The sequence below is a fragment of the Achromobacter sp. 77 genome, from assembly GCF_020541125.1.
GTDB classification, from domain to species: Bacteria; Pseudomonadota; Gammaproteobacteria; order Burkholderiales; family Burkholderiaceae_B; genus Achromobacter; species Achromobacter mucicolens.
Window position 1 is genome coordinate 3,831,354 of sequence record NZ_CP059848.1, and the last position, 12,747, is coordinate 3,844,100.

Sequence of the window (12,747 nt, forward strand, 5' to 3'; positions counted from 1 at the left end):
CCCTGTACCGGCTCGATGTGATGGGTGGGCGCGTGGTCAGCGCAGGGCGACGGCGGCGTCGCGTTCGAATTGCCCGTCTGCGTCCAGCTCGCGCAAGGCAAGGGCTTCGCGCTCGGTCGGCGGTTCGGTCGGGCCCGCGCCGGCGGCGTCGAACTCAAAGCCCGTGCGCTCGCGCACCTCGGACAGGCAGGATTCTGGATGCCACGATTGCAGCGCCAGCCGGCCGTCGCGTTTGATGAACACGGCGATCGGCGTGACCACTCCATGAAAGCCGCCCCACGACGTCATGAAGTCCAGCTTGGGCACGAACGTGCGGCGCGAATGCTCGGTGCGCCAGGTGCAGGCGCGCCGCGCCGTGGGCAGCATCACCGCCCCGCCGCCGCCGCCGGGCAGGCGGACCTTGGGTTCGTGCCAGTCGCCAATGCACGAGTTGTTGGCGCAGCCCGCGCCGTCGATCTGCGCGGCGCCCAGAAACGTCAGGTCCATGCGGCCGCGCGTGCACAGGTCGTAGAAGTCTTCGTTCGAGAATATCGACGCCGTGTGCTCGGCCAGCACCGGATCGGAGCTGGACAACGGAATGTGCGAGGGCCGCGGGTTCACGCCGCCTGCCACGTTGATGTAGACGAAGTCCCAGTCATACGCGCGCTTGGCCAGCAGGCAGGCCAGCATGGGCATCGTGGAATTGACGCCGCTGAACGTGATTTCATCGGGGCGGATGAAGCGCGCCAGATTGGTGACGATGTACGAAAAGCCCGACCATTGCTCAGCCATGATTTCCCTCCCGCGCTTCGGGCGCTGCAGCCAGGTGCGCGCGCAGATCGCTGTTCTTGTCCATGTAGGTTTCCACCGCCGGATAGTCGATGGCGTAATCGGGCCAGCACGATCCTGGCCACGCGCCCCGCGGCACGACCGCATAGGCCTGCACCATGAAATACGGCACCAGCGTGGATTCGGGCTGCGCCTCGAACACGGCGCTATCCACCTCCTTTTCGGCCACCACCAGCACGCTGCCGGCGGCACGCGACATGATCCGGTCCCAATGCGCGGTGCCATGCACGCGCACATTGCCCTGCGCATCCACCTCCGACGCCTGGATCACCGCGAAGTCCGGCCGGATCGCCGGCACCACCCAGGTCTTCTCGCCGCTGCCGTAGGGGTCTTCCAGGCACTTCCAGCCGTTCAGTTCCGGCAGGCCGCTGCCGTGCAGGCCGCCGCAGGGCTGGAACGGCACGCCGAAGGCCGCCGCGCGCAGGCCGGCAGTCAGGCTGGCGCAGGCATGTTCCTCCAGCTCGATCTCGTGGCGTTCCACGGCACGCCGGTACCAGGGCGCCAGACCGAAGTTGCCCTCCATCGCGACGATGCCCGCGCGCACGCGGCGCAGCACGCCCGCCCGGCACAGGATGTCGACGTCGTAGCCCGGCGACTGCTTGATGAGTTCGAGATCGCGCTTTTCCTGGCGGATCAGTTCACGCACGAACGCGAACGGACCGCGATGCAGGAAGCTGCCGCCCAGCGCGATCGATGCCCCGTTAGGCACCAGCGCCGCCAGTCCCTGCAAGCTGCACTGCTTGTTCTTCTGATTGAATCCTGAAGCCATTGTCTTCCTCCCTGCTTGATGGGACGCGCCTAGCGCGCCTGCAGATATGCCGCCACGCGGTCCTTCAGCCCGGGCGCCGATGCCGAGCGCACCAGCCGTGCCAGGTCCGTGTCCGGCGTCTCCTGCGACAGCGCGGCGTAAAGCTGCACGCGGCTGTCGTCCGTGAGCGCGCTGGCGGTTTCCAGCGCCTCGTCGCCGATCCGCGTCCAGTCGGCCGGCGCCGCAAGCCGGCTGGCAAACCCGTCGCGCAATGCGTCTTCGGCATTGAACGTGGCCGCCTGTTCAAGCACCGTGCGCGCGCGCTCGGCGCCCACCAGCGACGCAAACCGCCGCGTGCCCAGCACCAGTCCAAACTTCAGACCGGGCATCCGGAACGTGGCGTCCGGCGCGCTGACGCGCCATTTGCAGGCGCCGAACACATCCACGCCCGCGCCGAAATTGCGCCCGTGCGCCAGCGCGACGGTCAGGCACGGCGAGGCCGCCAGCCGCTGCAGCAGGGTTTCGATCCGCACGAAGCGCAGCAACAGATCGCCTTCGCTCTGCGTCTGCCAATCGCCGAAGTCAAAGCCCGCGCTGAAATTCTTGCCTTCGCCTTGCAGCACGATGACCTTGGCGCCCTGGGCTTCGGCCTCGTCAAGCGCGGCGATCAGCGCCTCGACCAGGTCGGCCGACAGCGCATTCATCTTTTCGGGGCGCGCCAACGTCAGCACGTGGCGCAGCCCTTGTCTGTCGATACGCAGGACGCTCATGCCGCGCTCCCCTTGCCGCCTGCACGCAGCGGCCCCAGCACTTCGTCGTTGTGTTCGCCCAGCGCCGGGGGCCTGCGCCGCAGCGCCGTCGTCTCGCCGTCGAACCGCACCGGCAGCCCGAACGTGCGCGTCTGCACGCCGTTGGGCAGCTCAAGCGGCTGGACCCAGCCCATGTGCGCGACCTGCGGATCGTCCAGCACCTCGGAATACGTGTTGATGGGCGCGCACGGCACGCCGGCCGCGCGGAAACGCGCCAGCCATTCCTGCGCCTCGTGTTCCGCAAAGATCGCTTCCAGGATGTCGCGCAGCGCGGTCTGGTTGCGCGCGCGTGCGCTGGTGTCGGTAAAGCGCGGATCGGCCAGCAGGTCGTCGCGCCCCACCGTGGCGCACACGGCTTTCCACAGCGCCTGGTTGCCGGCGGCCATGCCGAAATACCCGTTCTTGCAGCGAAATGCCTGATACGGCGCGTTGCGCGGGTGCGCCGACCCCAGCTTGACGGGATCCTTGCCGCTGCCGAAGAACTCGGACGTCTGCAACGCAGCAATGCCCAGCGTCGCGCCCAGCATCGGCACGTCGATGTGCGTGCCCTGCCCGCTTGCCTGCGCCGCGCGCAGCGCAGACGCGATGGCGAACGCGCCATACAGCCCGGCCGAAAAGTCGGCCAGCGGCACGCCGCATTTGACGGGTTCGCCGCCGGCCTCGCCCGTCACGCTCATGATCCCGCTCATGGCCTGGATGGTGAGGTCAAAGCCGCCTTCCTGCGAGCGCGGTCCGGACTGGCCGTAGGCGGAAATCGAGCAATAGACCAGGCGTGGATTGGCCTCGCGCAGCTGCATGTATCCCAGGCCCAACCGATCCATCACGCCCGGCCGGTTGTTTTCGATGAGCACGTCGGCGCGCAGCGCCAACTCGCGCGCCAAGGCCACGTCGCCGGGATCCTTCAGGTTCAGCGTCACCGAGCGCTTGTTGCGGTTGAGCGAAGCGAAGTTCTCGCTGTAGCCATCGGAGATGGGCGGCCAGCTGCGCAGCGTATCGCCGCCTTCGGGGTGCTCCACCTTGATGACGTCCGCGCCCATGTCCGCCAACAACATGCCGCAAAAGGGCCCCGCCGCGACGTTGCAAATCTCCAGCACTGTGATGCCGGTTAGCGCCGAACTGGGTGTCATGTCTGACCTCTCGTTATGAAAATTCAATATTTGGGATAAGAAAAACAGTATAAGACGCGGCTTTCAACGGTGGCATCATCCAGTCCGACCAAGACGGGAAGTCGTTGATTTCCTGGCTAAGCCTAGTGCAATCCCTAGGTGTCGCGGTTAATTGTTGACCAGCATAGCACCGTGTGGAATTCTACGTAAACCATTTATTGGAACGTCGATCCTATATTTTAGGATTTAGTAAAAGAGGACTGCAGCGGTCAAGTCGCCGGCGATACGCACGGCGCCTGTCGCATGCTGGCCCATCCACCGAGGAGACTTGCATGAGACTGTTGTGGCGTATTGCCTTGGCCAGCACGGTGCTGGCGCTGTCGGCCAATCCCGCTTCCGCGGACAACTGGCCAACGAAACCCGTGCGCATGGTGGTGCCGTTTCCGCCGGGTGGTGCAACGGACGCCGCCGCGCGCATCTATGCGCAGCATCTGGGAGACTTTCTCGGCCAGAGCGTGGTCGTGGAAAACAAGGCGGGCGCGGGTGGCGAGATCGGCGCGGAGTTCGTCGCCAAGTCCGCGGGCGACGGCTACACGCTGCTGATGGGCGCCGTGGGCAGCCACGCCATCCACGCGGCCATGCCCGACAAGCCGGGCTACGATTTCGGCACGGCCTTCGTCGGCGTGTCGATGGCCACCAGCATGCCGATGGCGGTGGCGGTCAACAGCAGCAAGATCTCCGCCAAGAACGTGCAGGAATTGATTGCGCTGGCCAAAAGCAAACCCGGCACGATCACGTTCGGATCGGCCGGCCCGGGCACCTCGCAGCACATGGCGGGCGAACTCTTCCAGGCGGTGACCGGCACGCGGCTGATGCACGTGCCTTACCGCGGCAGCGGGCCGGCCATCACGGATCTGCTGGGCGGCCAGATCGACATGGTCATCGAAACCTTGCCCGCCCTCTTGCCGCAGGTTGCCAGCGGCAAGATCCGCCTCTTGGGCGTCACGACCGCCAAGCGCGCCACGGCGCTGCCCGACCTGCCGACGTTGATGGAACAGGGAGTGAAAGACTATTCGGTCGCCACCACGTACGCCCTGCTCGCGCCGGCGGGCACGCCGCCCGCGGTCGTCGAGAAGCTGTCGGACGGGATGCGCCGCGCCGCCGCGATGCCCTCCGTGCAGCAGGCCGCCTTGAAGCTCGGCGCCGACGCCATCGCCACGACCCCGGCCGACACCAGCCGGATGCTCAAGCAGGAAACCTCGCGCTGGGCCGACGTGGTGCGCCTGTCGGTGGCGAAATGACGCGCGCCCCCGCATCGGGCCGGCCGGCCGCAATCGACCTGGCCATGGTCGGCGGCGGCTCGGTGGGCGTCAGCTTCCTGTATCAGTTCCTGCTGGCGCTGCAGGCCGCGCCCCCCGCGCGGGAGGCGCGGCCGCCGGTGATCCATCTGTTCGAACCGCAGGCCGTGCCCGGCCCGGGCGGCGCATACCAGGACGACCTGCGCAGCAACCTGCTCAACATCCCCGCCGGCAATATGTCGGCGCGCGCCGACCATCGGCTGGACTTCGTCGACTGGCTGCGCGCGCAGGATGCCGGCTGGCTCGGCGGCTACGGCGTCACCGCGATCGATCCGGCCGACTTTCTGCCGCGTCCGCTCTTCGGCGCCTACATGGGCGCGGTCTACGAACGCTGCCGCCAGCTCGCCCGGTCCCTGGGCGTGACGCTGGAGCACGTGCGCAGCCGCGTGCACCGCGTGGCGCCGCAGCCGGACGGCGGCGCGATCATCCAGCCCGAACACGGCGCGCTGCGCCGCGCGCGCCACGCCGTGCTGTGCAACGGCAACCTGCCCTCGCAGGCGTTCCCCGCGCTGGAAGGCGTGGCCGGTTTCTTCAACAGCCCGTATCCGGTGTCGGCGCTTGCGCAGGACATCGCACCCGATGCGTCCGTGTGCATCGTCGGCACCAGCCTGAGCGCGGTGGACGCCGTGGCCGCACTGCAACAGGCCGGACACCAAGGCCCGATCCTGTGCGTGTCGCGCAACGGCCGCTTGCCGTCCGTGCGCAGCCCGCACAACCGTCCCCCGGACACGCTGCAACGCCTGAGCCGAGACGGCGCCCTCGCCCTGGCCGCTCAGCACGGCGGAACGCTGACGCTGGACATCATCTGGCAAGCCCTGCGCGATGAAGTGCTGGCGTTGCAGGGTTCTCTGGACCCCGACGAGGTGCTGGGCATGGACAGCGACGCGCGATCCGCGCTGGAAGACGAGATCCGCCGGTCGTCCGCCGCCCCGCGCCCGTGGCAGGCGGTGGCCGCGGCCACCAACGCGGCGGTCGATCAGATCTGGCACTTGCTGCCCGATACCGAACGGCGCCGCTTCCAGTCGCAATGGCGATCGCTATGGATGGCCCGGCGCGCAACCTTTCCCATGCGCAACGCCTTGAAATTGCAGGCACTGTTCGGCGCGAATCAGCTCAGCGTTGCGGCGGGCTTTACCGGCTGCGAACACGATCCGGCCAGTGGCCTGTTCCGCACGCGGCTGCGCACGGCGGACGGCCAGATCGAACACCTGAGCCATCATCTGATCAACGCCACGAGCTTCTCGGTGGACGCAGCGCGCGCGGACGATCCGCTGGTGTCTGAACTGCTGCGCGAGGGCCACGCGCAGGCCGATCCGCATGGCGGACTGACGCTGGACTACGACACGGGCTGCCTGATAAATGACGCCGGCCAGCACGTGGCTGGCGTCTCGGTACTGGGCAGCCTGGCCGGAGGCACGTACTTCTGGACCACGTCCATGGATGTCAATGCCCGCCTGGCGCGCGATCAGGCCGAGCGGATCGCGGCCACCCTCCGCGCCACGCCCCTCACTGATCCAGAAACCCGCGGCGATAGCCCATTCCCTGAGAAATGGACTGCGCACAGGCCGCCACATCCGGCGCAAGCTGCTTCATCCTAGCGGCGCTCAGGCGATCCAGGGGGCCAGAGATGCCCACCGCGGCCACGGGCTGGTCCAGACTGTTGAACACCGTCACCGCCAGCCCGCCCACCCCTTCGCGCCACTCTCCGCGGTTCACCGCGTAACCGGCGCGCGCGATCTTGCGCAGCTCGTCTTTCAAAAGCGGCATGGACACGATGGTGGACGGGGTGTGCCGCACCATCTGCTCCGCGTAGCGTTCGACGTAGCCCTCGGGCTGATACGCAAGCAGCGCCTTGCCGGTCGCCACCGCATAGGCGGGCGCGCGGCCGCCCACCATCGAGTACGCGCGAATGGGCTGCGGGCTGTCGATCTTGTCCACGTACACCACGTCAAAGCCATCCAGCACCGACAGGTGCACGGTCTCACCCGTCTGGTCCGCCAGCGTGCGCATGTGGGGCGCGGCCAGTTTGCGCACGTCCAGTTGCGCCAGTTGCCGCGCCGCCAGTTCGAAAAGGCGCACGGCCCCGCGGTAACCGCCGCCGTCGTCGTCCTTGATCACGTAGCCGGCGTGTATCAGCGTCTGCAAGGTGCGATGCGTATTGCTGCGGGTCAGACCCACGCGGGCTGCTAGCGCGTCGATGGTGCGCGGCGGATTGTCCACATCGGTCACGGCTTCCAACACCATCAGCCCTTTGAGCAGCGTCTTGTCCATTCGTGATTTTTCCTAATATTTAGGACGGGAACATAGCACGGGACGCAGTGCGGGAACAGCAAATTCCGCCCGGCGGATACGCTAGCCCAGCGTGGCGCGCACGGCGGCGGACCGATCCCACAGATTGGGCAGGCTAGGCGACGAATAGCCCGAGACGAACGGCTTGGCCTGGCCGGTATCGGGGTCATACACGTGACGCGACACCGCGCCGATGTTGCCGCCATACAGGTGCACGCTGATGGACACCCTATCCGGATAGGCATTGGACACGCGATGGATGTCGCCCTCGGCCGGCGACAGGCGCTCGACGTCGCCCGGCCGAAGCGTCGTCGCCTCGCCCGCCAACGCCAACCGGCCGTCCGCATTACGCGTGAACCGCTGATTGATCTCCGCGCCGCGCAGCATGCCCACATAGCCCCAGACCTCGTGATCGTGCACGGGCGTGGACTGGCCCGGCCCCCAGACGAAGCTCACCAGCGAGAAACGCTCCAGCGGATCGCAATGCAGCAGGTACTGCTGGTAGAACTGCGGATGCGGGGCGGTACAGGCGTCGGGCAGCCAATCGTCGTGCCCCACCAGGTCCCCGAACGCCGCCGCCAGCTCGGGGCCCTGGTCCAGCCCCTGCGGCGAAGCCAGCCGCGTCGCAGTGGCAATAAAACGGCGCAGCCGTTCCAGGCCGGTGTTCGATTCAGGCATTCTCAGCTCTCCAAGGCGGGATGAAATCCCAGATTGAAAAAACAGTATCCACGATTCGGGACGCGGGCGCACGCGCGTCCCGTTTGCGGCCCCGCGCAGCGCCGTGTGCCCGCCCTTGACAGCGCCTTGCCGGCGCGTGCAGCGTATCGAACTGTCTCCAAGGTTGGAAATGAAAAACACGCATCACGATATTCCGCCCGCGCTGGCGCAGGCCGTGCGCACTGCGCGCCGCGTCGTCGTCTTCACGGGCGCCGGGGTGTCCGCCGAAAGCGGCATCGCCACGTTCCGCGATGCCCTGACCGGGCTCTGGTCGCGCTTTGACGCCCAGGCGCTGGCCACGCCCGAAGCATTTCGCGGACATCCCGACCTGGTATGGGGCTGGTACGAATGGCGGCGCGCGCAGGTCCTGCGCGCCGCGCCCAACGCCGCACACCACGCCATTGCGGCGCTGGCGCGCCATGTCCCGGCGTTGGCCGTCATCACGCAAAACGTGGACGATCTGCACGAGCGTGCTGGCAGCCGCGCGGTCACGCATCTGCACGGCAGCCTGCATGCGCCGCGTTGTTCGCGCTGCGGCGCTCCGCAAGCGTTTGCCACCGACCTGCCGCAAGAGCCCAACGCCGGCCGGCGCCTGGCGCCGCCCGCGTGCACGGAATGCGGCGCGCCGGTACGGCCCGGCGTCGTCTGGTTCGGCGAAAGCCTGCCCGCGCAGGCCTGGCGTGACGCCACCCTTGCCGTGCAGCAGTGCGACCTGCTTTTCAGCATCGGCACCTCATCCCTCGTGTATCCCGCGGCCGAACTGCCGCGACTGGCCGTCGCGGGCGGCGCCACGGTCGTGCAGGTCAACCCGGCCGCAACGCCGCTGGACGCGATCGCCCATCACAACCTGCGCGGCGCCGCGGCCCAGATCATGCCCGCCGTGCTGGCGGCGGCGCAATTCACCCCGAGCCTGCCGGCGACGTCGGCAACACCGGGCGGCCGCGAGGTTTTGTGAGCATCCGTGGCGTCCAACCACACGCCTATGACACTTGCGCGACACTTCCAGGAAAACCCTCAAATTCACCATTACATCCGCGCTATACAGTGGTGTAATGGGCTTCGTTTGTGGAGATGATCATTCCGTTTTCCTGGAGACTTCCTGACGTCTTCGTACGTTCGCCGGACGGTGTGCTGCACCGTGTGGTGCGCCACGCCACGACCACGGAAACCATCGCCAAGCTCGAAGGCATGCCCAGCAATACCCACCTGGATTGCGAATGCAAGCTCGACAACGGCGAAACGCTGTGCTGGATGGGCAACGACAAGTATCGCCAACTGAACGGCGGCGCCATCTTTCTTGCCGTCACGGCACACACCACACCCCGGGGCGAGTCGCGGCACAGCGGCGCGGTCCCGGGCGATGAAAAGGCGGCATCCGCGCCGCGCGCCTCTCGCAAGAAAGTTGCAGGGGCCAAGGCGCGCCTTCCGCCAGCTGTAGTCAATCTAAAAACCGGCAACGATTGGAGCTTGATACGCGCCTGGCGCGAGCATCTGAACATCAGTACTGCTGAGATGGCTGCCCGGCTTGGCGTCGATCACTCCATCTATATCGAGTTGGAACGGCCGCGCCCGCGGCCCCGGCAGGTCATTCTTGACCGCGTATCGGAGGCCCTGGGCGTATCGCCAGACCAACTCGATGATTCATTGTTAGGAGGACAGTTTCATTAGCGTCGCGCGCAAGGCATTGCCTCGCGCTCCCGCCGTGAATTGTTCAGACGACTTTGGCGCCGACACCTGACGGCCCGCGCATGGAGGTATTGAATATGCTCGGCACCGCAAGACGATTGACCGATGTGCTCGCCACATCGCCGGATGGCACGTTGTATCGCATCGAACGTTTCGTTTCCGATCCCGATGCGTATTCCGCGCTGGGCACGCCACGCTTTGACCCGAAGACGCATTGCGTCTGCCGCACCAGCTCCGGTGAAAAGGTCGCGTGGCTGGGCGGCCAGACCTATCAGCTTCTCAAAAGCGGCACATCCCTGACGGCGGTGGACCGACGACGCGCCTGATGCCCTGCCGCTACCGCGCAAACCGCGTCACCACGAAATCCACGAAGGTCGTGAGTTTGGGCGGCGCCTGGCGATCCTTCGCATACAGCAGCGTGATGGGCCGGGCGACCGGCCAATAAGGCTGCAGAATCGGCACCAGGCGGCCGGCGCGCACGTCATCAGTCAGCAGCAGTTCGGGCTGCAACACGATGCCAAAGCCGGCCAGCGCCGCCTGCCGCAGCGCCTGCCCATTGTTCGACACGAACCGCCCCGTGGGATACCCCATTTCCCCGCCCTCATCCGTGCCCAGCCGCCAGCCCGTGCGCCGGCTCCAATGCGAAAAATCCAGGCACTGATGCCGGGCCAGATCGCCAGGCGTGGCGGGCGTGCCGTAGCGGGCCAGATACGCCGGCGCGGCGCAGACGATCATCTGATAAAGCCCGATGCGCCGCGCCACCAGACCCGAATCCGCGGGCTCGCCAATGCGCAGCGCCACGTCAAAGCGCGACGCCACCACGTCTTCCACGCTATCGCTCAATGACAGTTCCACGCTCACGTCCGGATAGATCGACAGGTAATCGGCGATCACCGGCGCCAGCGCGAATGACCCGAACGACACCGACGACGTGATGCGCAGATGGCCGCGCGGGGCCGATCGCAGCGCCTCGGCGCCCTGCTCCGCATCGCGAATGTCCGCCAGGATCGCCTTGCACCGCGCAAAGTACGCCTGGCCCGCCTCGGTCAGGCTCTGGCGGCGCGTCGTGCGGTTCATCAGCCGCAGTCCCAGCCGGTCTTCCAGCCCTTTGACGTGCTTGGCGGCCATCGCGGGCGACATGTCCAGCTGCGCCGCGGCGGCCGTCAGGCTGCCCAGCTCGACCACCGCCACGAAGACTTCCATGCTAAGCAGCCGATCCATGGATTCCGTACCCTGAGTGTTGACTGATCCGACAATTCTAGGATTTTTCTTGCGGAATGCGACGCGCAGAATGCATTCATGCGCTGGCGGACCCGCCGGCGCCAACCCAACGGCATTCCACGGAGAACTCCATGAAGATCATCCTCATCGGCGCAAATGGCACGCTCGGCAGCGCGGTCGCCCGCGAACTCGGCCAACGTCACGACATCATCGCGGTGGGCAAGCGCCGCGGCCAATATCAGGTCGACATGACCCGCAGCGACAGCATTCGCGACCTCTTCGAACGGGTTGGCAAGGTCGACGCCATCGTGTCCGCCGCCGGCAGCCTGCACTTCGGCCCGTTGGCCGACATGACGGCGGAACAGTTCAAGATTGGCCTGCATGACAAATTGCTGGGACAGGTCGACTTGGCCCTCATCGGCCAGCACTACGTCAACGCGGGCGGCTCGATCACCCTGACCAGCGGCATCCTGAGCGACGAGCCCATCCGCTATGGCGCCAACGCCGCCGCCGTGAACAGCGCCATCGATGGCTTCGTGCGCGGCGCGGCAGTCGAACTGCAAGGGATCCGCATCAACGCGGTCAGCCCTACCGTGCTGCAGGAGTCGCTGGACAGCTACGGCCCCTACTTCCAGGGCTTCGAGGCGGCCCCGGCCAGCCGCGTGGCGCTGGCCTTCAGCCGCAGCGTCGAAGGCGCGCAGACGGGACGCGTGTACCGCGTGTGGTGATCCGCGCCAGTGATCCGCGCCACGAAAAAAAAGCGGCTTGATGAATTCATCAAGCCGCTTTTCGCGTCCGCATTGCTGCGGTTTTCCTGCGGAAACCACGCTGTGCAGCATGATCTCGAATAAGTTGGCGCGCCCGGCAGGATTCGAACCTACGACCCCCTGGTTCGTAGCCAGGTACTCTATCCAGCTGAGCTACGGGCGCCCCGAAAGAGGCGTGTTTATAACACGAAAGAATCACACCATGCAAATCGACCCCGTTTAAATCGGGAGTCGGCACAGGTGGCGACCCCGCATTTGCGCGATGTCAATGAATCGCAGGCCCCGACAGCAGTACGCTGAGTTCAACAAGAACATCAGGCAGACAGCATGGCCAAGAAGTTTCCCCTCCACCCCAAGCACCCCGAACGCATCTGCTGGGGCTGCGACCGCTACTGTTCCACCGACTCCATGGCCTGCGGCAACGGCTCTGGCCGCACCATGCACCCGGCGGAATCGCTGGGCGAAGATTGGTATCTGTTCGGAGATTGGGGCTTCGACGACGCGGACGAAAAATCGAAGGATGCAGAGAAGGAAAGCGCGGAAGAAAGCGCCGCGCATTGATCGGCATTGATCGGGCAGGAAGCCCGGCATTGCCGCCCCTGCACGTTTGCGATGTTGCTGTGCGGAGCAAGTATCAAGCATCAACACAAGCACAAGCACAAGCACAAGCACAAGCACAAGTATCAACGGCAACCGGCACTACAGAACCACGCCTGTAAAGTCGCGCGCCAAAACAAAAAGGCCTTCGATGCAAGATCAAAGGCCTTTCCATTTTTACTGCAATTTTCTTTGCCGCATTTACATCGCGATGTTTAAACCGTGATGGTTTGGCGCGCCCGGCAGGATTCGAACCTACGACCCCCTGGTTCGTAGCCAGGTACTCTATCCAGCTGAGCTACGGGCGCTCCGGCAAAGAGGCAAAATTATATCAGAATAATCGTGCCATGTTTGTAGTGACGCATAACTTCTCTTCACTACAGACCCTGCTTTTTCATCGGTCTCGCAGACATTGCGCATAGCGCAAACAACCGCGAAATAACTTGGCGCGCCCGGCAGGATTCGAACCTACGACCCCCTGGTTCGTAGCCAGGTACTCTATCCAGCTGAGCTACGGGCGCTTGAAAAAGCAAGCCTTGAATAATAGCGTTGTTTCGAAGGTTGCGCAAGTCGGATGGCACGCTGGCCTGTCTATCCCGAGTCCGCTTGTCTGTGCACATT

General features: G+C 65.8%; 14 protein-coding genes and 3 tRNA genes. 7 read left to right on the forward strand and 10 right to left on the reverse strand.

Annotated elements, in window-relative coordinates:
- Positions 1-36: 36 nt before the first annotated feature.
- Genes H4P35_RS17625 through H4P35_RS17640 form a run of 4 tightly spaced genes read right to left on the reverse strand, consistent with a single transcriptional unit; the run spans position 37 to position 3,512 of the window.
- Positions 37-771, reverse strand: coding sequence for a CoA-transferase subunit beta (locus H4P35_RS17625; RefSeq protein WP_226846378.1), 735 nt, complete (start codon positions 769-771; stop codon positions 37-39).
- The gene (locus H4P35_RS17630) at positions 764-1,597 is read right to left on the reverse strand and encodes a CoA transferase subunit A (RefSeq protein WP_226846379.1); all 834 of its coding nucleotides are present in this window, start codon (positions 1,595-1,597) and stop codon (positions 764-766) included. The genes H4P35_RS17625 and H4P35_RS17630 overlap by 8 nt, the downstream gene beginning before the upstream one ends.
- A 29-nt stretch (positions 1,598-1,626) precedes the next feature.
- Positions 1,627-2,346 (reverse strand): enoyl-CoA hydratase/isomerase family protein, encoded by a 720-nt coding sequence (locus H4P35_RS17635; protein WP_226846380.1) that lies wholly within the window; start codon positions 2,344-2,346, stop codon positions 1,627-1,629.
- A complete protein-coding gene (locus tag H4P35_RS17640) occupies positions 2,343-3,512 on the reverse strand; it encodes a CaiB/BaiF CoA-transferase family protein (protein ID WP_180098273.1) in 1,170 nt (389 codons plus the stop codon). The genes H4P35_RS17635 and H4P35_RS17640 overlap by 4 nt, the downstream gene beginning before the upstream one ends.
- A gap of 311 nt (positions 3,513-3,823) precedes the next feature.
- Here H4P35_RS17640 and H4P35_RS17645 point away from each other — a divergent pair, with 311 nt between their 5' ends.
- Entirely contained in the window at positions 3,824-4,792 is a 969-nt protein-coding gene (locus tag H4P35_RS17645; RefSeq protein ID WP_056323564.1) for a tripartite tricarboxylate transporter substrate binding protein, read from the forward strand.
- Positions 4,789-6,447 carry an FAD/NAD(P)-binding protein gene (locus H4P35_RS17650; protein WP_226846381.1) on the forward strand — a complete coding sequence of 553 codons (1,659 nt, stop codon included), beginning with the start codon at positions 4,789-4,791 and terminating at the stop codon, positions 6,445-6,447. Before H4P35_RS17645 ends, H4P35_RS17650 begins: the two co-directional genes overlap by 4 nt.
- Here H4P35_RS17650 and H4P35_RS17655 read toward each other — a convergent pair.
- Both H4P35_RS17655 and H4P35_RS17660 read right to left on the reverse strand, forming a co-directional pair.
- Positions 6,356-7,120, reverse strand: a complete 765-nt coding sequence (locus tag H4P35_RS17655; RefSeq protein WP_056323557.1) for an IclR family transcriptional regulator — start codon at positions 7,118-7,120, stop codon at positions 6,356-6,358. The two genes, H4P35_RS17650 and H4P35_RS17655, sit on opposite strands and share 92 nt — an antisense overlap.
- Positions 7,121-7,201: 81 nt before the next feature.
- On the reverse strand, positions 7,202-7,816 hold the full coding sequence (locus tag H4P35_RS17660) for a cysteine dioxygenase (protein WP_226846382.1): 615 nt from the start codon (positions 7,814-7,816) through the stop codon (positions 7,202-7,204).
- 169 nt (positions 7,817-7,985) lie between these two features.
- Here H4P35_RS17660 and H4P35_RS17665 point away from each other — a divergent pair, with 169 nt between their 5' ends.
- The 3 genes from H4P35_RS17665 to H4P35_RS17675 all read left to right on the forward strand — a co-directional run bounded on the left by H4P35_RS17665 (position 7,986) and on the right by H4P35_RS17675 (position 9,867).
- Positions 7,986-8,810, forward strand: a complete 825-nt coding sequence (locus tag H4P35_RS17665) for an NAD-dependent protein deacylase (RefSeq protein ID WP_226846383.1) — start codon at positions 7,986-7,988, stop codon at positions 8,808-8,810.
- Between the two features lie 110 nt (positions 8,811-8,920).
- On the forward strand, positions 8,921-9,523 hold the full coding sequence (locus tag H4P35_RS17670) for a helix-turn-helix domain-containing protein (RefSeq protein WP_056323551.1): 603 nt from the start codon (positions 8,921-8,923) through the stop codon (positions 9,521-9,523).
- Positions 9,524-9,618: 95 nt separating this feature from the next.
- Entirely contained in the window at positions 9,619-9,867 is a 249-nt protein-coding gene (locus H4P35_RS17675) for a hypothetical protein (RefSeq protein WP_172802127.1), read from the forward strand.
- A gap of 10 nt (positions 9,868-9,877) precedes the next feature.
- On the opposite strand, the gene H4P35_RS17680 is transcribed toward H4P35_RS17675, so the two are convergent.
- Complete coding sequence (locus H4P35_RS17680) at positions 9,878-10,762, reverse strand: LysR family transcriptional regulator (RefSeq protein ID WP_062839204.1); 885 nt, start codon at positions 10,760-10,762, stop codon at positions 9,878-9,880.
- A gap of 131 nt (positions 10,763-10,893) precedes the next feature.
- On the opposite strand from H4P35_RS17680, the gene H4P35_RS17685 reads away from it, so the two are divergent.
- The gene (locus H4P35_RS17685; protein WP_226846384.1) at positions 10,894-11,490 is read left to right on the forward strand and encodes a short chain dehydrogenase; all 597 of its coding nucleotides are present in this window, start codon (positions 10,894-10,896) and stop codon (positions 11,488-11,490) included.
- 125 nt (positions 11,491-11,615) lie between these two features.
- Here the strand turns inward: H4P35_RS17685 and H4P35_RS17690 are convergent.
- Positions 11,616-11,692, reverse strand: a tRNA-Arg gene (locus H4P35_RS17690).
- Between the two features lie 164 nt (positions 11,693-11,856).
- Here H4P35_RS17690 and H4P35_RS17695 point away from each other — a divergent pair.
- A complete protein-coding gene (locus H4P35_RS17695) occupies positions 11,857-12,090 on the forward strand; it encodes a DUF3079 domain-containing protein (protein ID WP_180098269.1) in 234 nt (77 codons plus the stop codon).
- A gap of 267 nt (positions 12,091-12,357) precedes the next feature.
- Here the strand turns inward: H4P35_RS17695 and H4P35_RS17700 are convergent.
- Together H4P35_RS17700 and H4P35_RS17705 are read right to left on the reverse strand one after the other, a co-directional pair.
- Positions 12,358-12,434: transfer RNA gene (locus H4P35_RS17700), tRNA-Arg, on the reverse strand.
- 136 nt (positions 12,435-12,570) lie between these two features.
- Positions 12,571-12,647 (reverse strand) — tRNA-Arg (locus tag H4P35_RS17705).
- Positions 12,648-12,747 lie beyond the last annotated feature (100 nt).